Below are 25,735 nucleotides of genomic sequence, written 5' to 3' on the forward strand. Positions count from 1 at the left end.
AACACCCACCGGCGAATCTCGGGAGAGCGACATGGCGAGCATCGTAAGCGGCGGCCTCGAAGGAACCTCCATCCTCGTGACGGGCGGCGGCACCGGCATCGGTAAGGCCTGCGCGGCGCGCGCGGCTGCCGACGGCGCGGCGGTCACGATCTGCGGCCGCACAGAGTCGAAGCTCGTCGAATCGGCGGAGGTGATCGAGAAGGCCGCGGGCCACGGCGGCAACGTCCAGCTCATCACCGGTGACGTCACCAACGAAGACGACGTGCAGCGCATCCTCGCGAAGGCCCTCGAACCGACCGGCCACCTCGACGGCGTCGTCGCCAACGCCGGTGGGGGCGGTGGCATGGCGCCCTATCACGTGCAGGACACCAGCGAGTTCAAGCGTGTACTCGAACTCAACGTGATCGGCACGTTCTTCTGCGTGAAGCACAGCATCCCGCACCTGGTCGCGAACGGCGGGGGCTCCTTCATCGGCATGTCGTCGATCGCGGGCCACCTGACGCACCTCTACTTCGGCGCCTACTGCGTGGGCAAGGCGGGCATCGAAGAGATGATGAAGAACGCAGCCGACGAGTTCGGCGCTCAGAAGGTGCGCTTCAACGCGATCCGTCCCGGTTTCATCTCGACCGAGATCATGGAAGGCGTCCCGCGCGACTCGAAGGTCTACGCGTCCTACCTCGAGAACACGCCCATGCAGGACGTCGGGGAGCCCGAGGACGTCGCGCACCTCGCGCGCTTCCTGCTCGGACCCGAGAGCCGCTGGATCACCGGCCAGAGCATCAACTGCGATGGGGGCCACAGCCTGCGTCGCGGGCCGAACTTCGGTCAGTTCGCCGAGGCGATGTTCCCGCCCGAGGTGCTCGCCGGGAAGCGTCCCGAGTAGCCGCCGCCGGCTCAGGCGCTGTTCTGGCTCGTGGCCCAGGCCGCGAACTCGGGCAGCGTCGCTTGCAGGCGGAGGCGCGTGATGTCGTCGGTGAGGGCGCCGTCGGCGTCGAACTTCTCGTGGATCTGAGGGACCACGAAGCTCGGCGCCAGGAAGACGGGGGTGAGCGTCCCGACGAGCACGCTGGCGAGCTGCGCGTGGGCGCGCGCGCCGCCCGACGGGGCGATCGAGTGCGCGATGACGAGGGACGGCTTCCCCTTCAGCGGCGAGTTGTAAGCGGGACGCGAGGCCCAGTCGATCAGGTTCTTCACGGGGCCGGGGATTCCGTAGTTGAACTCGGGCGTCACGAAGACGAGCCCGTCGGCGGTGGTCACCTGCTCGAGCAGAGTCTGGACGGGCGCGGGTTTGTCGTCGCCGTCGAGATCCTGGTTGTAGAGCGGGAGCGTTCCGCCGTCGGTCGTTTCGATCTGCGCGCCTTCCGGCGCGGCCGCAGCAACGGCGTCGGCGAGCTTTCGACTGAAGCCCGCGGCACGCAGGCTTCCGACGATCACGAGCAGGTTCATGGAATCTTCCTTTCGGGTGAGGGCGCGAGCGGAGCTCGCGGTGGATTCGACGCACGGGTGCTCCCGCGCCGGCGCAGCATGCGCCAAGCGAACGCCCCGACGAGCAGGGCGCCCGCGAGCAGCAGCCAGGTTTCCCGAGGCTGCTCGGTGAGCCAGCGGAAGGCATGTCCGCCGCCGTAGCTCACGGCGACGAGCCAGGGGAGCATGCCGATCATCGAGCCCAGCAGGTAGTCGCGGAAGCGAACCGGCGAGAGTCCGAGGAACCAGTGCGCTGGGGGGGCGATGAAGAAGACGAGACGCACCAGCACGACCGTCTCGAGTCCGCGCTCTTCGATCCGGGACTCGTAGCGACGGACGTTCTCCGGCAGGCGCGCGGCGACCCAATCGCGACCGATCCAGCGTGCGAAGAAGAAGCCCACCAGCCCGGCCGTCTGGGCACCGAGGAAGTTGTAGAGGAACGCCAGGGAAGGGGGCCAGATCGCGATCGCGGCCAACATGAAGACGACGCCGGGGACTCCAACCCCTTCGAGCCCGAAGAGCGCGACGAACACCACCGGACCCCACGGACCGGCGCCGTCGACGAGGTTGCGGACCGTGTCGAGTTCGAGGTGCGCGTGCAAGCCCGTGCCCCACGCCACGAGAGCCACGCCGACCAAACCGGCCAGGATCGCGAGCCGTTTCACCGGGAGCCGACCACCGTTTCGATCACCCCGGCCGGTTCCGAGGGCAGGGCCGAACCGCGCCAGGCCACCACACCATCCGGGCGGACGAGGGTGAACGGAAGCGGGTAGGCCGCGGACGCCTCGGGGACGGCTTCGATCCGGAGCGGGACCCGCCGTTCCTCGGCCGCCCGCTGGAGCGCATCCGTCCCGTTCGCTGCATCCGTGCAGACCAGCGTGAGGCCTCGGCCGTAGAGATCGAGAATCGAGCGTCCTCCCCGGAGTGACACGTGCGGCGCGCGGCCCCCCGGCTTCGTGGTGGCTTCGTAGACGCGGTTGTCCGAGCGATCGATGGGCGGAGTCCCATCATCGCAGACGATCGGCGAGCTGTCGTAGCGTGTGCCCAGATCGATCTGCGGTTTCACGTACTCGTCACCCCGGGAATCGATCAAGCCGACCCCGAACGCGCGCCGCGCGGTTTCCCCCGCCTCGTCGGTGCGCCAGAGCTCCTCCGTCGGGATCTTGTGGATCGGCAGTGGCGGGCCCAGGCGCTCGGGATCCGGCCCCGAGAAGTCCACGCCCTGGTACCGGAGCAGGTCGAGGGCGGCGAGGCTTCGCTCGGTCTCGTAGCTCTCCTCGAGCAGGCGTGGCCCTCCCCAGCCGCGGAGTGTCGCGTCGAGCTTCCAACCGAGATCGAACGCGTCGGCCATGCCCGTGTTCACGCCGAGACCACCGAAGGGCGTCACGACGTGAGCTGCGTCCCCGGCGAGGAAGACGCGCCCCGCGCGGAACGAGGTGGCGAGGGCCTGACGCGGAGTCCACGCACTCATGGCCAGGATCTCCGCGTCCGGCGCTCCCAGCTCGGCGAGGCGAGCGGCGGTCTTCGCCTCGTCGTCGGCGTCCAGACCGAGACCGTGGATGCGCCAGAGGTGGTGGCCATCGACGGTGATCATGAGGGCTGCTCCGACGGGCGAGGGCGTCGGGCCGGCCTCGGTCCCGAGCAAGAGGTACTGCACGGCGCCGGGGGGCACCTGGTCGGCGACCCGGCGCGAGCGGAAGAAGGCGGAGTGGACGCGCACAGGAATCGCCGGCGGGCCGACGAGTTCGATGCCCAGCGACTCGCGGACGCGACTGCTTCCCCCGTCGCAGGCGACCGCGAAGGCCGCGCGCACCTCGACCCGGCCGCCTTCGGCATCGCGCCCGGCGCAAGCGACGCCACTGCGGGTTACCGACACGGAGTCGATCTGGACGCCGTGGTGAATCGCGGCCGTCTCCGTCGCATGGACCGCCCGTTCGAGAATCGGATCGAAACACGGCTTCGGCGCCCACACTTCCCGTTCGGGAGAGTCGCTGCGATCGCGCGAATCGGCGAGCGCATCCTCGACGCGGCAGACCTCGGCACCGCCGAGATGGGTGAGGCAGACGAAGTCGCCTCCCCAGTCCGGGCGAAACGCTCGGCGCACCTCGTCCGAGAGCCCATGACGTCGGAGCTGTTCCATCGTTCGGACGCCGATGTGGTTCGCGGTGGGGAAGACGGGCTCGCCGGCACCGCGCCGCTCGAGCACCGCGCAGTCGACGCCGCGCGACCCGAGCTCCAGCGCGAGGCACAACCCCACCGGGCCGCCGCCGATGATCGCGACCTGCGTTTCGATCGTGTGGGTGTCTCGACTCATCTCTGGGCACCTCCGAGAGGAGCGGTGGCGTTGGGGCGGCGCGCTCGAGCGCCTACCGGGCGGACAGGGCCGGGGTTCGGGACGCCGTCGCGACGGCGGCGGCCGCGAGGGTTCGCGCTTCGGGCGCCGACACGCCGAGCGCACGCAGTCCGCGCTCGATGGAGCGCTTCGAGACGTCGTCGTCCGCGAGGCCCGCGACGATGCGACGGATCGTCATGACGAGCAGACCGATCGTCTGGTCGAGCGTGGCGTCGTCGGGCCCCGTGTCGAAGCGACCCTCAGCGAGTCCCTCCGAAAGGTCTTCTCGCAGGTATCCATTGATGCGGTTGTAGACCGTCGGCCGGTTGACGAGCCGCAAGACGAGACGCGCCCAGGGCGTGTCGGTGGCTGCGCGGCGCAGGATGACGGCCGAGGTCAGCGCCACCCGAAGTGCCGGGTCCGGGATCGGCTCCTCGGCGGTGGCCGCCGTCGCGGCCAGGGTGTGCAGCTGTTCCTCGGTGACGGCGTCGATCAGGGCATCGCGGTCGGCGAAGTAGTTGTAGAAGGTGCCGACGGCGACTTCGGCTTCCGTGCTCACGTCGCTCGCCGTCAGCGTGTCGCCCTTGGTGGAGAGGACGCGCATTCCGGCGGCGAGCAGCTGCCGACGTGTCCTCTCTTTCTTCCGGTAGCCGCGGGTCCGGCGTGTCTCGGGCATGGAGCCCAGGATGCCCATAAAATGAGTATTTTTCAATATTGAATACTGTTCATTTAGATTCATTTCCAGGGCTCCGCGCTGGCACGATCACCCCGATCGCTTTGCTCCTTTGCGTGCATATGCACTAGTGTGCCCGCATGGATCGTGAATGCAGCGCCTTCAAGGTGCGGCGGCTCTCCCGTCAGGTGACCCAGTTCTACGACCAGGCGCTGCGCGCCGAAGGTCTGCGCTCGACCCAATTCCATCTGCTCACCGTCGTCGGCGAAGAGGGCCCCGTCACGATCGGACAGCTCGCCGAGCGGGTCGGCGCGGAGCGCACGTCGGTCACCCGTGCGGTGCAGGCCGTCGAGACCGGGGGGTGGGTCGCCGTGGGACCCGGTCCCGACGGACGCTCGAAGTCCGTGCGCATCACGCTTGCAGGGCGCGCACTTCTCGACCGCGTCGAACCGGTTCGCAAGAAACAGGAGGCGGCGTTTCGGCGCGCGTTGGAAGGGGTGACGTCGGAACGCTTCCTCGACGACCTGGTTCACGCGGCCGATCGCTTGCAAGACCTCATCGAGCAAGGCGACGAAGCCTGATCCCAACGCGCCCATCGGCACGCGCCAGCCACGAGCCCAAAGACAGGACAAGGAGACCCCCATGGCGATGGAACTGCTGACCTCCCCGACGCCCAACGGCTGGAAGGTGACGATCATGGTCGAAGAGCTGCGCGAAGCGGGCTTCGAGCTCGCCGATCTCACCGTCACGCCGATCGACATCATGAAGGGCGACCAGTTCACGGATGCCTTCACGGCGGTGAACCCCAATCAGAAGATCCCGGCACTCGTAGACGGCGACCGCCACGTGATCGAGAGCTGCGCCATCCTCCAGTACCTCGGGGAGAAGTTTCCGTCCCCGCTGCTGCCGGAAGGAGAGGCGCGCTGGGACGTCCTGCCCTGGGTGTACTGGCAGGCCGCCAATGTCGGACCGATCTTCGGCAACAAGCTCGCCTACACGCGCTACATCACCGACGTGTCCGACGAAGCGCGCGCGCACCCGCTCGAGCGCTTCGGGAAGGAAGCGCGGCGGCTCGCCGGGGTGCTCGATCGCAAGCTCGAGGGGCAGGCCTTCATCTGCGGCGACACGTTCACGATCGCCGACATCGCGGCCTACCCCTGGCTGCGCGGCTGGAAATGGAGCAAGGTCGACATCACGGACCGCCCGAACGTGATGGCGTGGATCGATCGCGTGCGCGCGCGGCCCGGCGTCGGACGGGGGCTCGCGTACGGGGTCCCCGAGGACGAGGTCGATCGCTGGAGCCAGGAACGCCGCGACAGCTATGCCAAAGGAGGCGCCTCGATCGCCTCGAACGATCGCCTGCGTTCGGATCTCTGACCCATCTCGGGCAGCGCGTTTTCACCAGGCCGAGGTCAGGCGAGTCCTGCTCGGCCGCGCCGAACTTCGGCGAGACCCCTTCGAAGAGGAGAGACATGTCCGTTTCGTTCTACGACCTGACGGTCGGCAGCTACGTCCAGATCATCGAGGCCCTGGTCGGCATCCTGGGCAAAGGAGCCGACCACTGTAAGACCGAGGGCATCGCCCTCGACGACATCGTCGCGACCCGTCTCTACCCGGACATGGCCAACTTCCACTTCCAGGTGACCAGCGTGACCCACCACTCGCTGGGTGCGCTGCAAGGGCTCAAGTCGGGCGAGTTCCGCCCCCCGAACTACGAAGCCTGCGACTACGCCGTGCTCCAGACCATGACGGAGGCGACGCTCGACGCGCTGAAGGCGCAGAACCGGGACGAGATCGACGCCCTCGCCGATGGTCAGCTCGTCTTCAAGCTGGGGGGGAACGAGATCCCCTTCACCGCGAAGAACTTCGCCTTGTCCTTCTCGCTGCCGAACTTCTACTTCCACGCGACCACGGCGTACGACGTGCTGCGCATGAAGGGCGTGCCGCTCGGCAAGCGGGACTTCCTCGGGGCGATGAAGGCCGGCGTCTAGTCCTACGGGACCGACGAGCCCGGGGCGAACGCCTCGGCAGCAGGGCAACGTCGCGGCATGGGTCGCCCCCTGCCTGAACCCTGCTCCCGGTACCCGGGCGCGCGCCGCTCCCAGATGATCCAGGAGGCTTGACAGCCCTGGGTTTTCTTGGGATTCTCGTACCGACCGACTAGTCGGTCGGTAATGCCCACCCCATCCACCGCGAGGACTCGCCATGTACGAGACCATCAAGACCTCCGTCGAGGACGGCGTCTTCTTCCTGACCCTCAATCGCCCCGAGGCGCTGAACACGATCGTGCCGCCGATGCCCGACGAGTTCGCCGCGGCGATCGAGGAGGCGACCCGCGACAACGACGTGAAGGTGATCGTCGTGCGTGGCAACGGGCGCGCCTTCTGCGCCGGCTACAACTTCGACGGCGGCTTCCACCACTGGGACGACTACATCTCCACGGAAGGCAAGTGGGACCCGGGGAAGGAGTTCACCTGGTCGACGAACGAGCTCACCGCGCCGACCCAGCAGTTCTTCTCGATGTGGCGCACGTCGAAGCCCGTGATTGCCCAGATCCACGGCTGGTGCGTGGGCGGCGGGTCCGACAACGCGTTGTCCGCCGACATCGTGATCGCTTCCGACGACGCGATCATCGGGACTCCGTATTCCCGCATGTGGGGCGCGTACCTGTCGGGTATGTGGATCTACCGGCTCGGCCTCGCCGAGGCGAAGTGGCGTGCACTGACCGGGCAGCCCTTCACGGGAGCCGAAGCGGCCGAGGCCGGGCTGATCAACGAGGCCGTGCCCTTCGCGAAGCTCGAAGACCGGGTCCTCGAGGTGGCGAACCTGCTGAAGAGTATTCCGGTCTCTCAGCTGCAGGCGATGAAGCTGGTCGTGAACCACGCCTACGAACAGCAGGGCCTCAATGCCGTGCAGACGCTCGGGCCGATCCTGGATGGCATGATGCGCAACACGCCGGACGCCCTCGCATGGGTCGACAAGGTCGAGGCCGAGGGCGTGCGTTCGGCGATCACCCAACGGGACGGCCTGTTCGGTGACTACAGCCAGGCGCCGCCGGACCGCAAGCCCAACCCCAACCACGTCATCAGCCACTGAGGCGTCCATGCCCGCAGCGTCGTCGGTTCCCCGCATCCTCGACTGCGCCGAGGCGAAGTTCGCCGCCGGGGGCTTTGGCGGCACGACGCTCTCGTCGATCGCGAAGGCGGCTGGCCTCGGCAATCCCGGGCTCCTCCATCACTACCCCTCCAAGGCGGCGCTCTACCGGGCCGTCCTGGAGGCGGTGGGGGAGGACCTGGATCAGCGGATGGAAGCGGCGACGGCCGGCGTCGACGGTGTCGACGAACGACTCCGCGCCCTCCTCGGCGTCCTGGTCACGCTCGGGCGCGAACGGCCGACCGCGTTGCGCCTCGTCATGCAGGAGTTTCTCGACGACACGGGGCGGCTCGAGAAAGCGACGGTGCTGCCGCTCGCCGGGGCCGTACGTCGCACACTGGAAGTGATCGAAGCGGGCCAGGGCGCGGGCGAAGTCGACGACGGCGACCCTCTGGCAATCGTCGCCCGGCTGCACGGGACCCTCTTCTACGGGCTGCTCGGGACCACCGTGCTCGGACGCATCCACGTCGAGCCCGGGCAGGGCTGGGCCGAGCGATTGGTGGAGGCGGCTCTCGACGGAGTGCTCGTGACGTCTCCGGCGAGGTCCGGGGCCCGCTAGGCTTCGCCCCGTACGCGCCGCCCGGAAGCGAGCGCGCATTCGAGAGAGAGGGAGCGAACGTGTCGGACGACGTGAAAGCGACGCTGGAGTCCTTCCTCGAACAGGTTCCCTTCGCCCAGTCGTGCGGGATGCGGATCGTCGAGGCGGACGCGAGCGCCGGCACGCTCGTCGTCGAGATGCCGATCGCCGACCACCTCGAGCGGCAACGCGGCTCGGGCCAGTTCCACGGGGGCGCGGTCGCGAGCCTCATCGATACCGCGGGCACGTTCGCGATGATCATGGTGACCGGGTCGATCGTCTCGACCGTCGACATGCGCACCGACTTTCTGCGGCCGGCCGTGGGTTCGTTGCGGGCCGAAGCGCGGGTGCGCAAGGCCGGGAAGCGGATCGGCGTCGTGGACATCGATGTGACCGGGGCCGAAGATCGGGCGGTTGCCGTGGGCCGAGGGACGTTCGCCTCCGTGGGCTAGGCGAGCGCCTACACTGAGGAAGCCGCCCAACACTGGAGGTCGCTCGTGGCGCATTCCGATTCGTTCTCGAAGGTCACCGCGGTCGTCGGCTGGGGGTTGATCGCGCTCGGTCTCGCCGTGTTCGCCATCCGGATCCAGCACGCGGGGGCCTATGCCATACCCGGTGGCGGCAACCTCTTCGGAGGCCTCGGCGCGCTCGTACTCGGCGGGCTGCTCCTGTGGCGGAGCGCGCCGCGCCCGCTCCACTGGTTGGCCCTCGTGACCACGCCCGTGGTGCTCTTCTTCGGTCTCTACGCGACGATGGCCGAGGTCGAAGAAGTGATCTCGCTCTACGCGACCGACAGTGCGGGGCGTCCTGCGGAGCTCCGGCTCTGGATCATCGATCGCGAAGACGGCGCGTGGGTCGGCATGCCGCGCTCGAAGGCGATCGAGCACTCCCTCGACGGCGCGCGCCTCGAGATGCTGCGCGGGGGCGAGACCCAGTGCGTGGTTCCGGTGCTCCACGAGGACCGACCGACCGTCACGACGATCCACGCGCTCAAGGTGGAGAAGTATGGCGTGGCGCAGGCGGCGGCTGCGATCGGCTTCTATCCGCGCGAGGCGCCGGATACCTCGGTGTCGCTCCGCTTCGATCCCTGCCCGCCTGCGGCAACGCCCTCGAGGTAGGGCCGCTTCGCCTCGAAGGCCTCGAGTCGCGCTTGCCGCGCCTCGAACTCCGGTGCCTCCTCGCCGCCTGCGAGTTCGATGGCCGAGCGCTGGTGCTCGACCGCGTCACGGAAGTTCCCTTTCGCCGCCAGCGCGACCGCCATCGTCTCGAGGGTCTCGGGCGTGCGGTCGTGGAGGAACGCATCGCTGGCGAGGTCGACCGCGCGATCGACGTCGCGTCGGGCGGGATCGGGGTGGGTGGCGAGGAGCCACGCGAGCTGAAGCCGTAGATGGACGTCGCCGGGGCCGTGCCGCAGCCCGACCTGCAGCGCTGCGATCGCCTCGTCGCGCTCGCCCCGCTCACGGAGGGAAGGGACGAGTGCGCGGTGGCCATGGGGAATGTCGGGGGCGAGAGCGACCGCCTCTCGGTAGCGGGCGACCGCCGCATCCGAGTCGCCGCGCGCGTCGTGTTGCCGCCCCACGCCGACCATCGAGATCGCGGCGCGGCGACGCATCTCCGGGTCGTCCGGGCGCAGCGCGAACGCCTCCTGGAAGGCTTCGATCGCCTCGGTGTGCCTCTCCTGCCGCGCGAGCGCGAAGCCCAGGTCGCGGTAGAGGTCGGCGCGGACCTCGCCCGAGCTGTCTTCGAGGGCGCTCCGCGCGAGCGCCTCGGCTTCTGGCCAGCGGCGCTCCTCGATCAGAACGGCCAACCGCTCGACGGGGGTCGGCCCGAATACCCAGAGCGCGACTCCGCCCAGCACGAGGAACAGACACAGCAACAGGAGGCGCGCGGGGGTCATGGCGGAGGAACATAGCTTTCGCCCCCCGCGCAGGAGGCGCCGGCTCCCGGACCGGTCACGAAATCGCGGCCCGGGAGTGCGCTTCGTGCGGAATCCCCCATCCTCCCGACGGCGCTGCGCCCCATCGGGCCACGCCGACGGAGGATGCGGGATGACCATCATGCGCGTGAGCCTCGTAGGCGCCTCTCTCGACGCCGAGCGCAAGCAGCAACTCGCCAGCCGACTGATCGCGGCGTTCGCGCGCGTCGAGGTGGGCCAAGACTCCCCGGCCGCCCACGCCGGTTTCCTCGTCCACTTCGAGGAAGTCGCTCCCGAGGATCTCTACATGGGCGCCCAGCGGATGGCCGACGCGGGCGGTTCGGGGCGCGCGGCCGTCGTCACCACCCAGGTCATGGCGGGCCCCTGGACCGACGCCATGAAGGCCCAGCTCTTCGGGGACCTCGAGTCCGTGATCCGCGAAGAGGTCGACATGCCGCGCAGCGGGTCGGGCGCGGACTTCTGGATGACCATCACCGAGGTGCCCGAAGGGGCGTGGGGCTACGGCGGCAAACCGGTCTCGATCGCGAGCCTCGCCCCCGTGTTCAGCGAGGATCGCCAGGCGCGGATTCATCGCTACCTCGAAGATCGCTCCGAGTAGCGCCCGGCCGGTGACTCAGTCGTCTTCCGCGTAGCGGTCGACGAGCTTGCTCGGGTTGCGGCCGTCGACGTAGCCCATGAAAGTGCCGTTCATGAGGTCGTAGCCGAGCATCGCGCGCACGCGCTTCGAGTAGCGCGCGGCGATCTCGGGCGGCACGGCGAGCACCATGTTCTCGATCTGTCGCAGCCAGGGCTGGCAGTACTGGAGCGTGATGCCGAGCCGCGTGGTGTCGGTTTGGTTGGCGCCGCCGCGGTGGAAGAGGGAGCCCTGCCAGATCATCACCGAGCCTGCGGGCATCACCGCCTGGAAGGTGCGGGCGTCGTCGTGGGCGGGAAGTTCGCCGGGCCCCCAGGTGTGGCTGCCGGGAATGATCTCGGTGGCCCCGTTCTCGTCGGTGAAATCGTCGAGGGCCCACATCGTGCTCATGCCTTGGGCGGGTCGGGGTCGCGGCGGCGCGCCCGCGTCGTCGTCGCAGTGGTAGTCCTGGCGCTCCTCGCCCGGGTGCTTGTTGATCGCGAGCCCGCCCCACAAGAGATACGAGGGCATGAGGAACGGGTCGATCAGTGCGAGCACCGCCGGGTGCTCGACCAGCGCGGCGATCGACGGCGCCTTCGCCAGGAGCGCATACACGCGCTGGGTCTTGTGGCCTTCGAAGGGGTTTCGTCCGAAGTGGGTGAGGTGGGGAGCCAGCTCGCCGCGAACCCGCGCGACCTCGTCGCGAGACAGCAGCGAGGGCAGGACCACGTAGCCGTGCTCGCGGAGGTGGGCGAGGGCGGCGGGGTCGGGCTCGTGGGCTTGGAGCGGCGTCGCAGATGAAATGGCGAGACCTCGAGCGAGCGCGTCGAGCGTAGCCCTTCGGGTCGGGCCGCGCCGAGCGAATGACGTCGTTGGTCAGGCGGTCGTGTCGATCGTTTCGACGATCCCGGCCGTGCGTGTGGCCTCCGTCCCTCGCGGAGTGCCGCGACGCCTTGCAGGCCGGGTTGCGAGCGGATCGTCCCTTCTGCAGGCTGGCCCGATGGCCGCCGAATGGTTCCATCGTTCGTGCTCGATCTGCGAAGCGAGCTGCGGAATTCGCGTGCTGGCCGATCGCGACGCGCGCAAGGTGCTCCGGATCGAGGGCAACCCGGACGATCCGATCAGCCAGGGCCACATCTGTCCCAAGGCGACGGCCATGCAGGGCGTCTTCGAGGATCCGGACCGCCTGAAGCGTCCGATCCGCAAGACGCCCAGCGGCGGCTGGGAGGAACTCTCCTGGGAAGCGGCCTACGATTTCGCCGCCGAGCGGATCGGCGCCCTCCAGGCCGAGTACGGCAACGACACGCTAGGCGTCTACATCGGCAACCCGTCGGGCTTCGACGTGGGCTGCCTGCTGTACAACCGCTTCATTCTCGAGTCGCTGCGGACCCCGCGCATGTTCTCGGCGGCGACGATGGATCACTTCCCGAAGCTCTACACATCGCGCGTCCTGTTCGGCAAAGGGTCGATCCTGCCGATCCCCGACATCGATCGCTGCGACTACTTCCTGTGTCTCGGCGGGAACCCGATCGTCTCCCAGGGCAGCCTGATGTCGGCGCCGGGGGTCGCGAAGAAGCTGCGCGCCATCCAGGAGCGCGGCGGCAAGCTCGTCGTGGTCGACCCGCGCCGGACGGAGACGGCGGACGTCGCCGACGAGCATTGCTTCATCCGCCCGGGCAGCGACGCGTACTTCCTCTTCTCTCTGGTGCACGTGCTCTTTGCCGAGGATCGCGTGCAGCTGGGTCGTTTCGCCGCGTTCACGGACGGCCTGGAGGCGATCGAGGATCTCGCGGCCGACTTCACGCCCGAGGCGACCGCGGCCGCGACCGGGATCCCCGCCGAGACCACGCGCCGCATCGCCCGCGAGCTCGCCGCGCACCCGCGGGCTTGCGTCTACGGTCGGATCGGCACCTGCACGGTCGAGTTCGGCACCCTCGCGAGCTGGCTCGTCGACGTCGTGAACATCCTGCTGGGGCGCTACGACGAGCCAGGCGGCATGATGTTCCCGCGCCCCGCGACGGGCCAGCACGAGCCGGGCAACCCGATGCCGCCGATTTCGATCGGGCCCTACAAGACGGCGGCGCGGGGCCTGCCCACCGTCGACGGCCATCTCCCGGCCTCGGCCTTCGCCGAAGAACTCGATCCGGAACGTGCGGGAGAGCGGCGCGTGCGCGCCTTGCTCGTCACCTGCGGCAACCCGGTGCTGTCGATGCCCGAGGGCAACCGGATCGCCGAGGGGCTCGCCGGTCTCGAGTTCATGGTGGCCGTCGACATCTACCTGAACGAGACGACGCGCTACGCCGACCTGATCCTGCCGACGGCGCCCCAGCTCACCCACGAGAACTTCGACTTCCTCTGTCAGTCGACGGCGGTGCGCAACCACGTGCGCTACGGCGAGCAGGTCTTCGAACCCGAGCCGGGCGAGAAGCGCTCATGGGAGGTCTACCTCGAACTCGCCGCCCGATTGAACGGCGCCGAAGCGGGCGCCTACGACGACGTGCACGTCATGCAGAACGCGACCCGCTTCGCCGGGAAGCTCGGGCTCGACCCCGACGACGTGATCGCGGCCCTCGGAGCCGAGCGGGGCCCGATGCGGATCGTCGATCTCCAGCTCCGCTGCGGGCCCTACGGCGACCACTTCGGGAAGCAGGCCGAGGGCTTGAACCTCGAGAAGCTCAAGGCCGCCCGCGCTGCGATCGATCTCGGACCCCTCGAACCGCGATTCCCCGACATCCTCCGCACCGAAGGGCGGCGCATCGATCTCGCGGATCGACGGATCACGAGCGACGTCGCGCGCCTGCGCGAGCGTCGGCGGAGCTTCGAGGATCCGAATGGCCTGCGCCTCATCGGGCGACGCCAGATGCGCGGTATGAACTCCTGGCTCCACAACCTGCCGAACCTGGCGAAGGGCAAAGCGCGCTGCACGCTGCTCGTGCATCCGGACGACGCAAAGCGGCACGGCGTGAGCGACGGAGGTCGCGCGGCGATCGAATCGCGCTCGGGTCGACTCGAGGTCGACGTCGAAGTGAGCGACGAGATGATGCCCGGCGTCGTCAGCCTGCCCCATGGCTTCGGTCACGGCGCGGCGGGAACGCGGCTCGGTGTCGCCGCCGAGAAGCAGCCGGGGGTGAATGCGAACGCTCTGACGGACGCGGCGCCCCTCGACGTACCCTCGGGTACCAGCGTCGCGAACGGCATCCCGGTCGAGATCCGCGCGCTCTGATCCCGCCGCGGTCCTCTAGCGAAAGCCCAGCGCCTGCATGTCGACGCGGTTGCGCAGCGGCTCCCCGCGCGCGAAGCGCTGGAGGTTGTCCTCGAAGAGATCGAAGACGTCGTCGACGTAGCGGTCGACCGAGACCGAGGAATGGGCCGACACCCAGAGGTTCGGCGCGTCCCAGATCGGGCTGTCGGCAGGCAGGGGTTCGGTCTCGAAGACATCGAGCGCCGCCGCGGACAGCTGGCCCGAAGCGAGGGCGTCGAGGAGCGCGGCCTCGTCGACCAGCGATCCGCGCGCGACGTTCACGAGCACCGCGCCGGACTTCATCGCGGCCAGGGCCGCGCGGTCGATGAGGTGGTGCGTCTCGGGTGTGGCCGGTGCGGTCACGACGACACCGTCGCACTGGGCCAGCATCTCGTGGAGCCGGTCGGTGCGGAAGATCTTGTCGGCCGCGTCCGGGTCGCCTTGTTCGGGGTTGCGCTTCGTCGCGAGCACCCGCACGCCCATCGCCCGCGCGCGTTGGGCCACCGCCGCACCGATGTGTCCGAGCCCGACGATCCCGATCACCGAGCCGGCGAAGCTGCGCCCGTAGGTGCGCACGTACTCGTGCTTGCGCTGGTAGGCCTCGGCCTCGGGGAAGCGTTTCCAGATCTGCAGGAGCCGACCGATCACGAACTCGGCCATCGACCCGGCGCTGACGCCCGACGCATTGGTCACCACGACCCGGTCGCGGGTGACGCCCGCCGCCACGAACTGGTCGACGCCGGCGCCCAGGCCCTGCAGCCAACGCAAACGCGGTGCGAGCTGCATCAGGTCCTTCGGCGTGTGGAGCTGGATCAGGACCTCCGCGCGCGCGAGCGCCCGGCGCCGCTCGTCCTCGCAACCGACCGCCCAGCGCGGCGGTTCGTCGTGGGGACGGTCGGGGGGCACGGTCACCCAGTCGGTGTCGGGGTCGACGGGCATGCCCACCACCTCGATGCGCGGATCGATGGCCCGCACCCGTGCCACGTAGCGATCGGCGAGCAGGGCGGGGTAGCCGAGGCACACGACGAGGGGCTCGCTCACGACTCCATCCCTAGCGCATCTCCGGGTCGCGCCGGCCATCCCGGGCTGGGGCGAAATTTATCTTGCCAGAAAGCTTTCTCGAAAGTATAAGGGCGGAGGAGGCGCGCGAGCAACGCATGAGCTGGATCGACGAGCTCTCCGAAGCCTGGCAGCGGGAGCACCCGGACTACGACACGGCGACGCTCCCGCCGATGGTGCGGCTGGCGCGGCTGGCTCTGCTGATCGACGGGTTCCAGCACGACGTGCTCGCACCCTATCGACTGAGCGCTGGCGACTACGGGGTGCTGGCGGCCTTGCGCCGCGCGGGGGCTCCCTATCAGCTGAGACCGAGCATGCTCTACAGCCGGCTGCAGCGATCCTCGGGCGGCATGACCAAGACGCTGGGTCGCCTCGAAGAGCGCGGCCTCGTGGCACGCACGCCCGATTCGCTCGATCGACGCGGATCGCTCGTTTCCCTCACGCGCAAGGGGCGGGCGCTGCAAGAGGAGGTGTTCCGCGCCTATCTCGAAGCGACCGAGGACCTGCTCGAGCCGTTCTCCGAAACCCAGCTGAAGGACACGGACCGCGTGCTCGAGGCGCTGCTCGCGCTCTTCGAGGGAAGGGCGGCGTCGTGACCGAGGAGTTCGAGCTCTCGGCCGATACGCCCGAAGCGCTGTTGGAGCTGTTCGAAGCGAAGGGGCTCGGCGACGGGTTGCCGCTCGTTCCGCCGACGCGCGACCGGGTAGATGCGATGCTCGCGGCCTCAGGGGAGGGCGACCTCGACCCCGACGAGGTGATCGCCACCCTCGAGCCGCGGGCGGGGGAAGCGACCCGGCGTGCGGTCGCGATCAACGCGGTGCTGGCCGGTTGTACTCCGGGGGTCTTGCCCGTCCTGGTGAGCGCCGTGCGCGGGCTTGCGCGTCCCGAGTTGAACCTGCGGGGGGTGAACGCCACCACCCATCCGGTGGCGCCGCTCCTGATCGTGCACGGGGCGGTCGTCGCCGAGCAGGGCTTCAACGCGGGGCTCGGGACGTTCGGTCCGGGCCATCGCGCGAACGCGACCGTCGGCCGGGCGATCCGCTTGATCCTGATGCACATCGCTGGCGCCCGGCCCGGTGCCGGTGATGCCTCCAGCCAAGGACAACCGTCGAAGTACACCTACTGCATCGCCGAGAACGAGGGCGCCTCACCGTGGGAGACCTATCCGCGCAGCGTCGGCGTCGAGGCTCCGAGCGCGGTCACCCTCCACTGCGGTGAGAACCCGCACAACTTCCACGACATGGAGAGCGAGGCGCCCGAGGCGATCCTCGACAAGGGCGCGAGCGTGATGGCGACGCTCGGGTCCAACAACGCGCCCGTGTCTTCGGCCGAGTTCTTCGTGGTGCTCGGTCCCGAGCACGCGGCGACGATCGCGGGCGCCGGCTGGAGTCGGCGCGACGTGCAGTCGTATCTGTACGAGCGCGCGCGGCTGCCGGCTCCCGTGCTGCGCGGTGCCTTCGACGTCGTCCAACATCGTCCTTGGCACCAGGCGTTGCCCGCAGATGCGCCACTCCCGATCACCGATCACCCCGACAACCTCCGCGTGCTCGTCGCCGGTGGGGCGGGGAAACACTCGTGCGTCATCCCGAGCTGGGGGATGACCCGCAGCGTGACGCTGCCCGTCGAAGCCTGAACCGCGCGGGCCGCACGCTGGCCCGGGCGAAACGGACCGCGCAACGGTCCGAGAGGAGCCTCCATGAAGATCCTGTCTCCCGAAGGCACGGTGGGGACGCGCGGGGTCGTACTCGCAGCGCCGCCCGCGCAACTCGCCGGCCGACGCATCGCGGTGCTCGACAACGGCAAGCCCGGGGCGGCGCTCGTGATGACGCGCATCGCCGAGCGGCTGGTCGAGCGCGCGGGCGTCGAGTTCGTGGGCCTACACCGCAAGCGCACGGCCGCGACCCCCTGCGAAGAGGGATTGCTCGGCGAGATCGCCGACGGCGCGGACCTCGTGCTGACGGGGCTGGCCGATTGAGGCTCGTGCACGTCGTGGAGTCTCCACGACACGGCACGGTTGGAAGCCCTCGGTCGACCCACGGTGGTCGTAGCGACCGAGCGGTTCGCGGATCTCGCCCGGCAGTCGGGCCAGGAGATCGGGCTCGATGACGCGCGCCTGGTGGAGGTCGCGCATCCGGTGGGAGGCGTCCCCGAGGAGGCACTGCGCAGGCGCGCCGAGTCGGCGACGGACGGTGTGATGCAGCGGCTCCTCGGCCGCGTGGGAGGAAACGATGGGTAGGTTCGGGCACTACGTAATCGATGCGGATGGGCACGGCGGCGAGCCGCTGGGCTGGCGCCGGCGAATCCCGGGGAAGTTCACTGCGACGATGCGCGACTACGTCGCGAGCATGCGCGCCCAGTACGCGAGCGTCCCGGGCGCGGGCCAGCGTGCCGCGGACGCGAGCCCGGCGATTCCCGGCGAGGACGATCTGGAGTTCGCGGTGCCCACCCAGCCGGGCATGTTCGACGCGGAGAAGCGTCTGCCGGACATGGATCTCGAAGGCATCGACGTCGCGGTGCTCTTTCCGCCCGGCTCCGGAGAGGAGTGGGCGATGGACGACGTGGACTTTGCCGTGGCGCTCTGCCAGACGCTGAACGATGCCCGGGCCGAGTACGCGAGCGTTGCGCCCGAGCGTCTCAAGCTCGTCGCGAAGCTCCCCATGATGGAACCGTCGGCGGCCGCCGAAGAGCTCGAGCGCTGCGTCACCCTCCACGGGTTCGTCGGCATGGTGACCGCGACCCACATCCGCGACAAGAATCTGGACGACCCGAGCTTCGACGTCGTCTGGGAGACCGCTCAGCGCTACGGCGTGGCCGTGTGTACCCACGGCGGCGGCCAGGCGCCGGGTCAGACGCCCTTCGCCATCGATCGCTTCGACACCCGCCTGGGCGTGCACGCCCTCACCCATCCGCTCGGCGCCATGCAGGCCGTGTTCAACTTCACGGTGGGCGGGATCCTGGCCCGCTTCCCCGAGCTGCGAGTCGGCTTCCTCGAGGCGGGGGTGGGCTGGTTGCCCTTCTGGCTCGAACGTCTCGACGAGCACTGGGAGCTGATGCCCGACCAGGCGCCCGGGATCGATCGACCCCCGTCCGAGTACTTCCTCGGGCGCTGCTTCCTGACCACCGAGCCCGACGAGAAGATGGTTCCCTACGTGTTCGAGAGCGTGGCGGAGGACATCGTCTGCTACTCCTCGGACTACTGTCACTTCGATTGCGCGTTTCCCGACTCGGTGAGCATTCTCGAGAAGCGCAGCGACCTGAGCGATCGGGTGAAGCAGCGGCTCTTCTCCGCGAACGCGGCGAAGCTCTACTCCCTGGAGCCGCCTGCGTGAGCCTGATCGCGTGATCGATACCCACACCCACGTGATCGCGGCGGACCACGGGCGCTACCCCCTCGACCCTCGCCCGCTGTCGGGGCCGTGGTATCTGGAGGCGCCCCACACCGCCGAGGAGCTGGCGGCCTGCATGGACGACGCCGGGGTCGAACAGGCCGTGTTGGTGCAGGCGGTGGGCGCCTACAGCTACGACAACGCGTATGCGGCAGACGCGGCGCAGTCCCAACCGGCTCGTTTCGCGAGCGCCTGCTGCATCGACGCCACTGCTGACGCGGCGGTCGACACGCTGCGCCATTGGGTGCGCGACCGCGGCATGCACGGCGTGCGGCTCTTCGCCCTCGCGCGCGAGGCGCCGTCCTGGCTGGTCGATTCGCGCACCTTCCCGCTCTGGGAAGAGGCGGCCGCACTCGGCATCCACGTGATCGTGACGATCTTTCCCCACCAGCTCGGCGAGCTCCGCGACGTACTGCGGCGGTTTCCCGAAGTGCGCGTGTCCCTCGATCACTGCGGGTTTCCGGAAGCAAGTGCGCCAGAGCCGCTCTTCGCGCTGGCCGCAGAGGCGAACCTCCTGTGCAAGGTGTCGTCGGTCGTGCTCGAGTCGGCCGGGGAGGGCGCCGAGGCCTTCGTAACCACCCTGGTGGGGCGCTTCGGAGCCGAGCGCGTCATGTGGGGGTCCGACTTCTGCCAGACCCATGACCGTCCCTACCGGGCGCTGGTCTCCCTTGCGGAACGCTGCTTTGCAGGCCTGACGTCGTCCGAACGCGAACGTTGCTTCGTCTCGACGCCGCGCTCGGTCTGGCCGAGCCTTCGCTAGCGGGGCGGGTCGAAGCCAACCCCGGAGGACGCGTGGATACCCAGGCGGAAGATCGACAGCGCGCAGGCGACCCGAAGCCGCCCTCGCGTCTCAACACGGCCTACGTGCTGTGGATGGTCTTCCTGGTGATGATCTTCAACAACGTCGATCGCACGATCCTCTCGATTCTCGTGCGTCCGATCCAGGCCGAGTTCCAGCTCAACGACACCCAGATGGGCTGGCTCCTCGGGCCGGCCTTCGCGCTGGTCTACTCGGTCCTTGCCCTGCCTCTCGGCCGCTACGCCGACGCGGGGGGCGTGCGCCGCACGATCGTCGCCGTCTGCCTGTTCGTCTGGAGCGGCTTCACGGCGGGCACCGCGCTCGCGCAGAGCTACTGGCAGATCTTCCTGATGCGGATGGGCGTGGGCGTCGGCGAGGCGGGAGCCACCGCACCCAGTGTCTCGATGCTCTCGGACATCCTGTCGCCCGCCGCGCGTGCGCGGGGCATGTCGGTGATCTCGATCGGCGCCGTCACCGGGATGGGCATCGGCATGATCTTCGGTGGCTGGATCGAGGAGCTCCACGGTTGGCGCGTGGCGTTTCTCGCGGCCGGCCTGCCGGGCATCGCCCTCGCGATCCTGTTCCGGCTCACGATCCGCGAGCCGGTGCGAGGTGCGAACGAGGGCCGCAGTGCCGCCCAGAACCCCGAGTTCCTGCCCGCCCTCCAGTTCCTGATGGGCTCGCGGACCTACCGCTTCATCCTGCTCGCCAACGCCTTCGCCCTGTTCGCCGCGATGGGGCGGAACCTGTGGGAGCCCTCGTTCCTGATCCGCAGCTATGGCCTCACCGAGTTCACGGCCGGCACCTGGTACTTCCTCACGAGCCCGGTGCCGTCGATGTTCGGGATCTTCCTCGGCGGCACCCTCGCCGACCACTTCGGGCGTCGCGACAGCCGCTACTACATGTGGGTGCCGGCGCTGGGTCAGCTGGCGAGTGTGCCGCTCCTGGTCGCGTTTCTTCTCTGGCCCGTGGACGACACGATCCCGCTGCCGGGGTTCCTGACGATCGCCGGGCTCCAGGCGTTGCCGGTCGCCTTCGTGCTCAGCTTCGTCGGTTCGATTCTGGGATCGTTCTTCACCGCGCCCTTCATCGCGACGATCCAGGGCGTCGCCCCGCTACGCATGCGCGCGTTCGCAGCCGCGGTGTCCTCGTTGATCAGTACGCTCGTCGGCCTGACGGCGGGACCCTTGCTCGTCGGAGCGGTCTCGGATGCGTTCACTGCGCGGTTCGCCCATGAAGCACTGCGCTACTCGCTCCTCGTACCCACCCTCGCGCCACTCTTCGGCGTGCTGGTCTGCTTCCTCGGCGCGAACAGCGTCGGGCGCGACATGGACCGGGTGAGGGCCGCGAATGTGTAGTCGCAGCGGCCCGCGACACGCGGTCCAGTCCCGCTGCGCGCGTTTTGACGCGCTGCATCAGGCGGAGTGTCGTCGTCTTCATGCGCATTCGCGACAGCCGCGGGTGCTACCTTGCTGTGCGCTTTAGAACCCTGCCGCCAGCTCCCCCAACCCAGAACCCGGAGAACTTCGATGAGCCCTGCCGCCGAGTACACGATTCAAGGTCAGACCGTGCGCATCCCCTGCGTGGTGCGCGATGCATCGTCGGGGACCGCCCTCTACATGGTCGATGCGGCGGCGGCCCAGAAGCTCGTCCCGAGCGCATTCGAGGTGGTGGAAGCCGCTCCGGGCCAGACCCAGGCGACGGTCGTGATCGTCGACTATCGCGACAACGACCTCGGCGACTACGACGAAGTGGGCATCGTCTTCTTCGTGCGCCCGGCGGGCCAGCCCGACGCCGAGATGGGCTCGTACATCTACAAGCTCCCCGTGAACCAGGGCTTCACCTGCGAAGCCGGGGTCGAGATCTGGGGCTTCCCGAAGACGGTGGAAGAGATCGATTTCAACTACGCCGAGACGAGCGCCACCTGCCGGCTGTCGATGGGCGGCCGGCACGTGCTGACGCTCACCGTGCCCCGCGGCGGCGATGGCACCACCGATGACACGGCGGCGACCGGCTACACGATGATCGAAGGCATTCCCCACAAGAACGAATTCACCCGCGGTGGTTCCGGCGAACAGACGATTCCGGGCGGTGAGGGCGTGGTGCTCGAGTTGGGGACCCACCCTCTCTCCGACGAGCTGCGCTCGCTCGGCCTCGAGGGTGCCACGCCGGTGCTCTCCGCCTGGTCGGAGCACATGCGCGGGAGTTTCGGCCAGAGCGAGAAGCTCTAGACGGCACCGACACGATCAGGGCGGGCCGTCACCGTTCGCAGCATTCCCAGCTACCCATGAAGGCAGCTACCAGAGAGGGACAGGACCATGGACGCACGCACCTTCGGGCGCGACATCGCCCACATCAACCTCACAGCGGGGACGGTCGAGAAGCGGCCGGCGCCGGAAGGCTGGGTCCAGAAGTACATCGGCGGCCGCGGTCTCGGCGTGCGCTACGTGCTCGAGAACGGCGCGGACGTCGACCCGCTCTCGCCAGAGAACATCCTCTGCTTCATGAACGGTCCGCTCTCGGGCAGCGAGACCAGCATGAGTGGCCGCTGGGCCGCGGTGACGAAGTCGCCGCTCACGAACACGGTCACCGACAGCCACCAGGGCGGCTGGAGCGCCGCGCGCGTGCGCTGGGCCGGCTTCGATGGCCTCGTCTTCGAGGGGAAGGCCGAGACGCCGGTCTACGTATTCATCGAAGACGGCGAGATCTCCATCCGCGACGCGAGCGACAGCTGGGGGAAGGGCATCCACGAAACCGTCTCCTTCTACCAGGAACGCTACGGGGCGAAGAACCTCTCGGTGAATGCGATCGGTCAGGCCGGCGAGAACCTCTCGCGCTTCGCGGTCTGGGTCAACGAGGACGATCGCGCCTTCGGTCGCGGCGGCACCGGCGCCGTTGGCGGCAGCAAGAATCTGAAGGCCATCGTCGTCCGCGCGGCCCACAAGAAGAGCACCGTGCCCGACAAGCAGCAGTGGACCGGCGCGCGAAAGCTCGCGCTCGACACGATCCGCGACGAGAAGAACATCACGAGTCCGCGGAAGGGCGGCCTCTCTCTCTACGGCACGAACGTGCTCATGAACGTGACCAACAGCATCGGCGCGCTCGGGGTGCGGAACAGCCAGCTGACTTCCTTCGGTGAGCGGGCGGAAACCCTGTCGGGCGAGTACGTCGAAGAGCACCTGCTCTCCGGGAACCCGACCTGCCATGCGTGTCCGGTCGCCTGCAAGAAGGAGGTCGAGATCACCGACGGCCGCTGGAAGGGCCTCAAGATGGAGAGCGTCGAGTACGAGCCGGCCTGGGCGCTCGGCGCCAACTGCGACGTCGACGACGTCCGTTCGGTCGCGAAGCTGATCGACCAGTGCAACGACTACGGCCTCGACCCGATCGAGCTGGGCAACGTCTACTCGGTCTTGATGGAGTGCAGCGAGGCCGGGCTGACCAACGGCGAATCGCTCGCGTGGGGCGACGACGACGCCATGGTCGATCTGACCGAGAAGCTCGCCCTGCGTCAGGGGATCGGCGACCAGCTCGCCGATGGCGCCGTGATCGCGGCCCGCAACCTCGGACGCCCCGAGGCGGCGATGGCGGTGAAGGGCCAGGCGGTGCCGGCCTACGACCCGCGCGGTTTGAAGGGCATGGGCCTCGGCTACGCCACCAGCAATCGCGGCGCCTGCCACCTGCGGGCCTACGTCGCCGCGGCCGAGCTGGGCGTGGTCGACATCGAGGCCGACCCGCTCGAGTGGAAGGGGAAGGGCGAGCTCGTCCGCATCTTCCAGGACCTCGCTGCCTTCTCGGACAGTCTGGACCTCTGCAAGTTCAGCGCCTTCGCCCAGGGAGCCGACGAGTACGCGGTCCAATGGAGCGCGGCGATGGGAATCGAATGCACGGCGGACGACGTCATGAAGGCGGGCGAGCGCGTCTACAACCTCGAGCGCTACTACAACAACCTCGCCGGCTTCGGTGCGGGGAGCGACACGCTCCCGAAGCGGTTCACCGAAGAGGCGTCCACCCTCGCCGGATCCAAGGGGCACGTCTCCGAACTCGACCAGATGCTCGTCGAGTACTACGCCGTGCGCGGCTGGGAAGACGGGGTCGTGCCGGCCGCGAAGCTCGCCGAGCTCCAGATCCCGTAGTCGGCGGTCGCTGCCAGCCTCGTCCGGAGCCCGTTACGGCTAGCCCCCGGCGACCGCCGGGATGAACTCGATCGTGTGATGCGTGTCGACGATCGTGTCGAGGCCGTCGACGAGGTACTTCGAGCTGCGCCCGTCGACGAAGACGTGCACGTAGCGATTCAGTTGCCCGTCGTCGTCCAGGACTTCTGCGGCGAGGTCCGGGTAGGCCGCGACCACCGCGTCGACGACGGCGCGCAGGGAGCACGACTCGGGGACCGAGACCTCGACGTGCTTCTGTCCCACGATCTTGCGCAGGGTGGCGAAGAAGCTGACCCGCATGGGGCGAGTGTAGACCAGGTCGCTCGTGCCCCCGTCCGGTGGCTTCGATGGTGGATCAGCGCGGCGTGTACTCGACTTCCATCTTCTGGATGGCGTCGAACCAGACCGTGGTGAGGCGCTCGGGCGGCCCGACGACGCGGATGTCCGGCAGCCTCGTCAGGATCTCGGTGAAGAGCACGCGGAGCTGCATGCGCGCCAGGCGCGCGCCGAGACAGAAGTGGTTGCCGCTGCCGAAGGCGAGATGTTCCTTCGCGTTCTCGCGCGTGATGTCGTAGCGGCTCGGGTCCGGGAAGACGTCCTCGTCGCGGTTGGCCGACACGTAGGACAGGTAGACCTTGTCGCCCTTGCGCAGCTTCTTCCCCCGGAGCTCGAGATCCTGGGCCACGGTACGTCGGAACTGCATCACCGGAGGCGAGTGGCGCAGGGTTTCTTCGATTGCGTTGGGGAGCAGCCCTTCGAGGTCGCTCATGAGCAGCTCCCGCTGGTCGGGATGCTTCGAGAGCAGCCGCATGAAGTGGTTCGACGTGTTGCGCGTCGTTTCATGGGAGGCGATCGAGAGCGTGGTGAAGAACTGGGCAATCTCCAGGTCGCTGAGCTCGGAGCCTTCGACCTCGCCGTTCGCGTAGCGGCTCACGAGACCGTCGTCGGGGTGGTCTCGCTTCTTCGCGGCGAGATTGAGCGCGTACATCGCCAACCCCCCCACGGCTCCCTGGTGCTCCTCGGCGGTCTTTCCCTCGGGCGTCGCAGCGGCGGTCGAGAGGTCGAAGATCAGCGCTCGATCCTCGAAGGGAACCCCCATGAACTCGCACATCATCTGGATCGGGAGATCCCAGCTCAGGTCCATCACGAAGTCGCAGCGGCCCTTCGAGGCGATGCCGTCGACGATCTCCTTCGCCTTGGCGGCGATGATGGGCTCGAGCTTGTCGGTATTCCGGGGCGTGAAGGGCGGTGCGATCAGCTTGCGATAGCGGGAGCTGTCCGGGGGGTCCATGCCCATCATGCCGGCGCGCTGGTTGTCGAGGGCGCCCTCGACGTTCTCGAGGTCCCAGAGCACGGGGCCCCCGAGGTGTGACGAGAAGGACTCGTAGTCCTTGGACGCCCGCACGACGTCGTCGTACTTCGTGAGGACCCAGAAGCCACGTTGCATGGAGGGGCGCTCCATGCGCCCGGCATCCGTCAGCTCGTTCCAATGGACCGGGTCTTCGCGCCGCAGGGCTTCGAAGTACTCGACGGGTGCGCCTTCGTGGCGCGCGACGTTGTGCGGATCGGCGAGATCGACGTCTCCGGGCTTCATGGTCGGACTCCTTGGGGGTTGGAGAGGAAAGACGCGTGCGCGTCGGTCAGTTCGTCCAGGGCAGGGGGCGGGAGGCCGCTCCGGGAAGGAAGCCGCGCAGGATGCTCTGCATGCCCACCGCGATCTCCTCGACCGACTTCCCCAGATAGAGCTGGTTCGCGAGGGCCAGGGAGGCGAGCCCCTGCAGGGCGGCCCACGTGACGTGGGCGATCAGTTCGGGGTCGCCCTCGAGGTGCCCCTGTTCGACGAGCCGACGGATCGGTGCGGAGCAGGCCTCCCACGCGCGTTGCTGCGCGGCGCGGGTCGCGTCCGACACGACGTCCTGCCGCATCTCGAACATGATCCGGAACGTTTCCGGGTTCTCGAAGGCGAAGCGCAGATAGGCGGTGCCGAAGTAGGGCGTGCCGTGCGCATCGTCCGGGTAGTCGTGGAAGAAGCTGGCCAGGCGATCGAATCCCTGCCCGCGCACGGCATCGACCAGATGCGACTTGTCCTGGTAGTAGCGGTAAGGCTTGGCGTAGCTGCAGCCCAGGCGCTTCGCGAGGCGACGCAGGGTGAGGCTCGCGACTCCGTCTTCTTCCACGAGTTCGAGCGCGGCGGCGGCGGCGGTTTCGCGGAACGCCTCGACTTCGCTCTCGGTGCGCTGGGGTCTGGCCATGGATTCTCCGTTGACCCCGAATGGATATCATTGTTAAATTAACATTGTCAACACTGATTCGATCCAGCGCGCCCACGCGCCCTGGGCGCCCAGACCGAC

General features: G+C 68.7%; 29 protein-coding genes. 19 read left to right on the plus strand and 10 right to left on the minus strand.

Annotated elements, in window-relative coordinates:
- Positions 1 to 31: 31 nt before the first annotated feature.
- Positions 32 to 883, plus strand: coding sequence for an SDR family oxidoreductase (locus AAF430_24950; protein MEM7413504.1), 852 nt, complete (start codon positions 32 to 34; stop codon positions 881 to 883).
- An 11-nt stretch (positions 884 to 894) separates the two neighbouring features.
- On the opposite strand, the gene AAF430_24955 is transcribed toward AAF430_24950, so the two are convergent.
- Genes AAF430_24955 through AAF430_24970 form a run of 4 tightly spaced genes read right to left on the minus strand, consistent with a single transcriptional unit; the run spans position 895 to position 4,472 of the window.
- Positions 895 to 1,446: an NADPH-dependent FMN reductase gene (locus AAF430_24955; GenBank protein ID MEM7413505.1), complete on the minus strand. Its 552-nt coding sequence runs from the start codon at positions 1,444 to 1,446 to the stop codon at positions 895 to 897.
- Positions 1,443 to 2,129, minus strand: coding sequence for a VTT domain-containing protein (locus AAF430_24960; GenBank protein MEM7413506.1), 687 nt, complete (start codon positions 2,127 to 2,129; stop codon positions 1,443 to 1,445). Before AAF430_24960 ends, AAF430_24955 begins: the two co-directional genes overlap by 4 nt.
- Positions 2,126 to 3,778, minus strand: a complete 1,653-nt coding sequence (locus AAF430_24965) for an FAD-dependent monooxygenase (protein MEM7413507.1) — start codon at positions 3,776 to 3,778, stop codon at positions 2,126 to 2,128. Before AAF430_24965 ends, AAF430_24960 begins: the two co-directional genes overlap by 4 nt.
- Positions 3,779 to 3,830: 52 nt before the next feature.
- Positions 3,831 to 4,472, minus strand: a complete 642-nt coding sequence (locus AAF430_24970; GenBank protein ID MEM7413508.1) for a TetR/AcrR family transcriptional regulator — start codon at positions 4,470 to 4,472, stop codon at positions 3,831 to 3,833.
- A gap of 137 nt (positions 4,473 to 4,609) precedes the next feature.
- Between AAF430_24970 and AAF430_24975 the strand changes: the two genes are divergently transcribed.
- The 7 genes from AAF430_24975 to AAF430_25005 all read left to right on the plus strand — a co-directional run bounded on the left by AAF430_24975 (position 4,610) and on the right by AAF430_25005 (position 9,317).
- Complete coding sequence (locus AAF430_24975; GenBank protein ID MEM7413509.1) at positions 4,610 to 5,050, plus strand: MarR family transcriptional regulator; 441 nt, start codon at positions 4,610 to 4,612, stop codon at positions 5,048 to 5,050.
- A 61-nt stretch (positions 5,051 to 5,111) separates the two neighbouring features.
- A complete protein-coding gene (locus AAF430_24980; GenBank protein ID MEM7413510.1) occupies positions 5,112 to 5,846 on the plus strand; it encodes a glutathione binding-like protein in 735 nt (244 codons plus the stop codon).
- A 95-nt stretch (positions 5,847 to 5,941) separates the two neighbouring features.
- Complete coding sequence (locus AAF430_24985) at positions 5,942 to 6,460, plus strand: DUF1993 domain-containing protein (GenBank protein MEM7413511.1); 519 nt, start codon at positions 5,942 to 5,944, stop codon at positions 6,458 to 6,460.
- A gap of 214 nt (positions 6,461 to 6,674) precedes the next feature.
- A complete protein-coding gene (locus tag AAF430_24990; GenBank protein MEM7413512.1) occupies positions 6,675 to 7,565 on the plus strand; it encodes a crotonase/enoyl-CoA hydratase family protein in 891 nt (296 codons plus the stop codon).
- Between the two features lie 7 nt (positions 7,566 to 7,572).
- Positions 7,573 to 8,181 (plus strand): TetR/AcrR family transcriptional regulator, encoded by a 609-nt coding sequence (locus tag AAF430_24995; protein MEM7413513.1) that lies wholly within the window; start codon positions 7,573 to 7,575, stop codon positions 8,179 to 8,181.
- A gap of 59 nt (positions 8,182 to 8,240) precedes the next feature.
- Entirely contained in the window at positions 8,241 to 8,651 is a 411-nt protein-coding gene (locus AAF430_25000; GenBank protein MEM7413514.1) for a PaaI family thioesterase, read from the plus strand.
- A gap of 45 nt (positions 8,652 to 8,696) precedes the next feature.
- The gene (locus AAF430_25005; protein ID MEM7413515.1) at positions 8,697 to 9,317 is read left to right on the plus strand and encodes a hypothetical protein; all 621 of its coding nucleotides are present in this window, start codon (positions 8,697 to 8,699) and stop codon (positions 9,315 to 9,317) included.
- On the opposite strand, the gene AAF430_25010 is transcribed toward AAF430_25005, so the two are convergent.
- Positions 9,239 to 10,096 (minus strand): tetratricopeptide repeat protein, encoded by an 858-nt coding sequence (locus AAF430_25010; protein ID MEM7413516.1) that lies wholly within the window; start codon positions 10,094 to 10,096, stop codon positions 9,239 to 9,241. The genes AAF430_25005 and AAF430_25010 overlap by 79 nt on opposite strands.
- A 151-nt stretch (positions 10,097 to 10,247) precedes the next feature.
- Here AAF430_25010 and AAF430_25015 point away from each other — a divergent pair, with 151 nt between their 5' ends.
- Positions 10,248 to 10,733, plus strand: coding sequence for a hypothetical protein (locus AAF430_25015; GenBank protein ID MEM7413517.1), 486 nt, complete (start codon positions 10,248 to 10,250; stop codon positions 10,731 to 10,733).
- Positions 10,734 to 10,748: 15 nt separating this feature from the next.
- Here AAF430_25015 and AAF430_25020 read toward each other — a convergent pair whose 3' ends face one another.
- A complete protein-coding gene (locus tag AAF430_25020; GenBank protein MEM7413518.1) occupies positions 10,749 to 11,552 on the minus strand; it encodes a phytanoyl-CoA dioxygenase family protein in 804 nt (267 codons plus the stop codon).
- 196 nt (positions 11,553 to 11,748) lie between these two features.
- On the opposite strand from AAF430_25020, the gene AAF430_25025 reads away from it, so the two are divergent.
- Positions 11,749 to 13,971 carry a molybdopterin-dependent oxidoreductase gene (locus AAF430_25025; protein MEM7413519.1) on the plus strand — a complete coding sequence of 741 codons (2,223 nt, stop codon included), beginning with the start codon at positions 11,749 to 11,751 and terminating at the stop codon, positions 13,969 to 13,971.
- Between the two features lie 15 nt (positions 13,972 to 13,986).
- Here AAF430_25025 and AAF430_25030 read toward each other — a convergent pair whose 3' ends face one another.
- Positions 13,987 to 15,030 carry a D-2-hydroxyacid dehydrogenase gene (locus AAF430_25030; GenBank protein ID MEM7413520.1) on the minus strand — a complete coding sequence of 348 codons (1,044 nt, stop codon included), beginning with the start codon at positions 15,028 to 15,030 and terminating at the stop codon, positions 13,987 to 13,989.
- A gap of 116 nt (positions 15,031 to 15,146) precedes the next feature.
- Between AAF430_25030 and AAF430_25035 the strand changes: the two genes are divergently transcribed.
- The 9 genes from AAF430_25035 (at position 15,147) to AAF430_25075 (ending at position 23,366) form a co-directional block, all read left to right on the plus strand.
- Positions 15,147 to 15,644: a MarR family transcriptional regulator gene (locus tag AAF430_25035; GenBank protein MEM7413521.1), complete on the plus strand. Its 498-nt coding sequence runs from the start codon at positions 15,147 to 15,149 to the stop codon at positions 15,642 to 15,644.
- Positions 15,641 to 16,681, plus strand: a complete 1,041-nt coding sequence (locus AAF430_25040) for a hypothetical protein (GenBank protein MEM7413522.1) — start codon at positions 15,641 to 15,643, stop codon at positions 16,679 to 16,681. Before AAF430_25035 ends, AAF430_25040 begins: the two co-directional genes overlap by 4 nt.
- A 63-nt stretch (positions 16,682 to 16,744) precedes the next feature.
- Positions 16,745 to 17,023 (plus strand): hypothetical protein, encoded by a 279-nt coding sequence (locus tag AAF430_25045; GenBank protein ID MEM7413523.1) that lies wholly within the window; start codon positions 16,745 to 16,747, stop codon positions 17,021 to 17,023.
- A gap of 39 nt (positions 17,024 to 17,062) precedes the next feature.
- Positions 17,063 to 17,284, plus strand: coding sequence for a hypothetical protein (locus AAF430_25050; GenBank protein MEM7413524.1), 222 nt, complete (start codon positions 17,063 to 17,065; stop codon positions 17,282 to 17,284).
- Positions 17,277 to 18,377: an amidohydrolase family protein gene (locus AAF430_25055; GenBank protein MEM7413525.1), complete on the plus strand. Its 1,101-nt coding sequence runs from the start codon at positions 17,277 to 17,279 to the stop codon at positions 18,375 to 18,377. The genes AAF430_25050 and AAF430_25055 overlap by 8 nt, the downstream gene beginning before the upstream one ends.
- Before the next feature lie 10 nt (positions 18,378 to 18,387).
- A complete protein-coding gene (locus AAF430_25060) occupies positions 18,388 to 19,194 on the plus strand; it encodes an amidohydrolase family protein (GenBank protein MEM7413526.1) in 807 nt (268 codons plus the stop codon).
- Between the two features lie 32 nt (positions 19,195 to 19,226).
- Positions 19,227 to 20,591 carry an MFS transporter gene (locus AAF430_25065; protein ID MEM7413527.1) on the plus strand — a complete coding sequence of 455 codons (1,365 nt, stop codon included), beginning with the start codon at positions 19,227 to 19,229 and terminating at the stop codon, positions 20,589 to 20,591.
- A gap of 171 nt (positions 20,592 to 20,762) precedes the next feature.
- Positions 20,763 to 21,464, plus strand: a complete 702-nt coding sequence (locus tag AAF430_25070; protein MEM7413528.1) for an acetoacetate decarboxylase family protein — start codon at positions 20,763 to 20,765, stop codon at positions 21,462 to 21,464.
- 87 nt (positions 21,465 to 21,551) lie between these two features.
- On the plus strand, positions 21,552 to 23,366 hold the full coding sequence (locus tag AAF430_25075) for an aldehyde ferredoxin oxidoreductase family protein (protein ID MEM7413529.1): 1,815 nt from the start codon (positions 21,552 to 21,554) through the stop codon (positions 23,364 to 23,366).
- 39 nt (positions 23,367 to 23,405) lie between these two features.
- Here the strand turns inward: AAF430_25075 and AAF430_25080 are convergent, their stop codons facing one another.
- Genes AAF430_25080 through AAF430_25090 form a run of 3 tightly spaced genes read right to left on the minus strand, consistent with a single transcriptional unit; the run spans position 23,406 to position 25,636 of the window.
- Positions 23,406 to 23,684, minus strand: coding sequence for a ubiquitin-like small modifier protein 1 (locus AAF430_25080; protein MEM7413530.1), 279 nt, complete (start codon positions 23,682 to 23,684; stop codon positions 23,406 to 23,408).
- A gap of 55 nt (positions 23,685 to 23,739) precedes the next feature.
- Positions 23,740 to 24,978 carry a cytochrome P450 gene (locus AAF430_25085; GenBank protein ID MEM7413531.1) on the minus strand — a complete coding sequence of 413 codons (1,239 nt, stop codon included), beginning with the start codon at positions 24,976 to 24,978 and terminating at the stop codon, positions 23,740 to 23,742.
- 46 nt (positions 24,979 to 25,024) lie between these two features.
- Positions 25,025 to 25,636: a TetR/AcrR family transcriptional regulator gene (locus tag AAF430_25090; GenBank protein MEM7413532.1), complete on the minus strand. Its 612-nt coding sequence runs from the start codon at positions 25,634 to 25,636 to the stop codon at positions 25,025 to 25,027.
- Between the last annotated feature and the right edge of the window lie 99 nt (positions 25,637 to 25,735).

Source organism: Myxococcota bacterium (assembly GCA_039030075.1).
Taxonomy (GTDB): Bacteria; Myxococcota_A; UBA9160; order UBA9160; family SMWR01; genus JAHEJV01.

What these genes read in the sequence shown, in the direction of transcription:
- AAF430_24990 (MEM7413512.1), top strand. Translation starts at nt 6,675, where the DNA reads ATGTACGAGACCATCAAGACCTCCGTCGAGGACGGCGTCTTCTTCCTG.
- AAF430_25090 (MEM7413532.1), bottom strand. Translation starts at nt 25,636, where the DNA reads ATGGCCAGACCCCAGCGCACCGAGAGCGAAGTCGAGGCGTTCCGCGAA.
- AAF430_25080 (MEM7413530.1), bottom strand. Translation starts at nt 23,684, where the DNA reads ATGCGGGTCAGCTTCTTCGCCACCCTGCGCAAGATCGTGGGACAGAAG.
- AAF430_24965 (MEM7413507.1), bottom strand. Translation starts at nt 3,778, where the DNA reads ATGAGTCGAGACACCCACACGATCGAAACGCAGGTCGCGATCATCGGC.
- AAF430_25045 (MEM7413523.1), top strand. Translation starts at nt 16,745, where the DNA reads ATGAAGATCCTGTCTCCCGAAGGCACGGTGGGGACGCGCGGGGTCGTA.
- AAF430_25035 (MEM7413521.1), top strand. Translation starts at nt 15,147, where the DNA reads ATGAGCTGGATCGACGAGCTCTCCGAAGCCTGGCAGCGGGAGCACCCG.
- AAF430_25015 (MEM7413517.1), top strand. Translation starts at nt 10,248, where the DNA reads ATGACCATCATGCGCGTGAGCCTCGTAGGCGCCTCTCTCGACGCCGAG.
- AAF430_24985 (MEM7413511.1), top strand. Translation starts at nt 5,942, where the DNA reads ATGTCCGTTTCGTTCTACGACCTGACGGTCGGCAGCTACGTCCAGATC.
- AAF430_24950 (MEM7413504.1), top strand. Translation starts at nt 32, where the DNA reads ATGGCGAGCATCGTAAGCGGCGGCCTCGAAGGAACCTCCATCCTCGTG.
- AAF430_25070 (MEM7413528.1), top strand. Translation starts at nt 20,763, where the DNA reads ATGAGCCCTGCCGCCGAGTACACGATTCAAGGTCAGACCGTGCGCATC.
- AAF430_25010 (MEM7413516.1), bottom strand. Translation starts at nt 10,096, where the DNA reads ATGACCCCCGCGCGCCTCCTGTTGCTGTGTCTGTTCCTCGTGCTGGGC.
- AAF430_25085 (MEM7413531.1), bottom strand. Translation starts at nt 24,978, where the DNA reads ATGAAGCCCGGAGACGTCGATCTCGCCGATCCGCACAACGTCGCGCGC.
- AAF430_25075 (MEM7413529.1), top strand. Translation starts at nt 21,552, where the DNA reads ATGGACGCACGCACCTTCGGGCGCGACATCGCCCACATCAACCTCACA.
- AAF430_25025 (MEM7413519.1), top strand. Translation starts at nt 11,749, where the DNA reads ATGGCCGCCGAATGGTTCCATCGTTCGTGCTCGATCTGCGAAGCGAGC.
- AAF430_24980 (MEM7413510.1), top strand. Translation starts at nt 5,112, where the DNA reads ATGGCGATGGAACTGCTGACCTCCCCGACGCCCAACGGCTGGAAGGTG.
- AAF430_24975 (MEM7413509.1), top strand. Translation starts at nt 4,610, where the DNA reads ATGGATCGTGAATGCAGCGCCTTCAAGGTGCGGCGGCTCTCCCGTCAG.
- AAF430_24955 (MEM7413505.1), bottom strand. Translation starts at nt 1,446, where the DNA reads ATGAACCTGCTCGTGATCGTCGGAAGCCTGCGTGCCGCGGGCTTCAGT.
- AAF430_24995 (MEM7413513.1), top strand. Translation starts at nt 7,573, where the DNA reads ATGCCCGCAGCGTCGTCGGTTCCCCGCATCCTCGACTGCGCCGAGGCG.
- AAF430_24970 (MEM7413508.1), bottom strand. Translation starts at nt 4,472, where the DNA reads ATGCCCGAGACACGCCGGACCCGCGGCTACCGGAAGAAAGAGAGGACA.
- AAF430_25055 (MEM7413525.1), top strand. Translation starts at nt 17,277, where the DNA reads ATGGGTAGGTTCGGGCACTACGTAATCGATGCGGATGGGCACGGCGGC.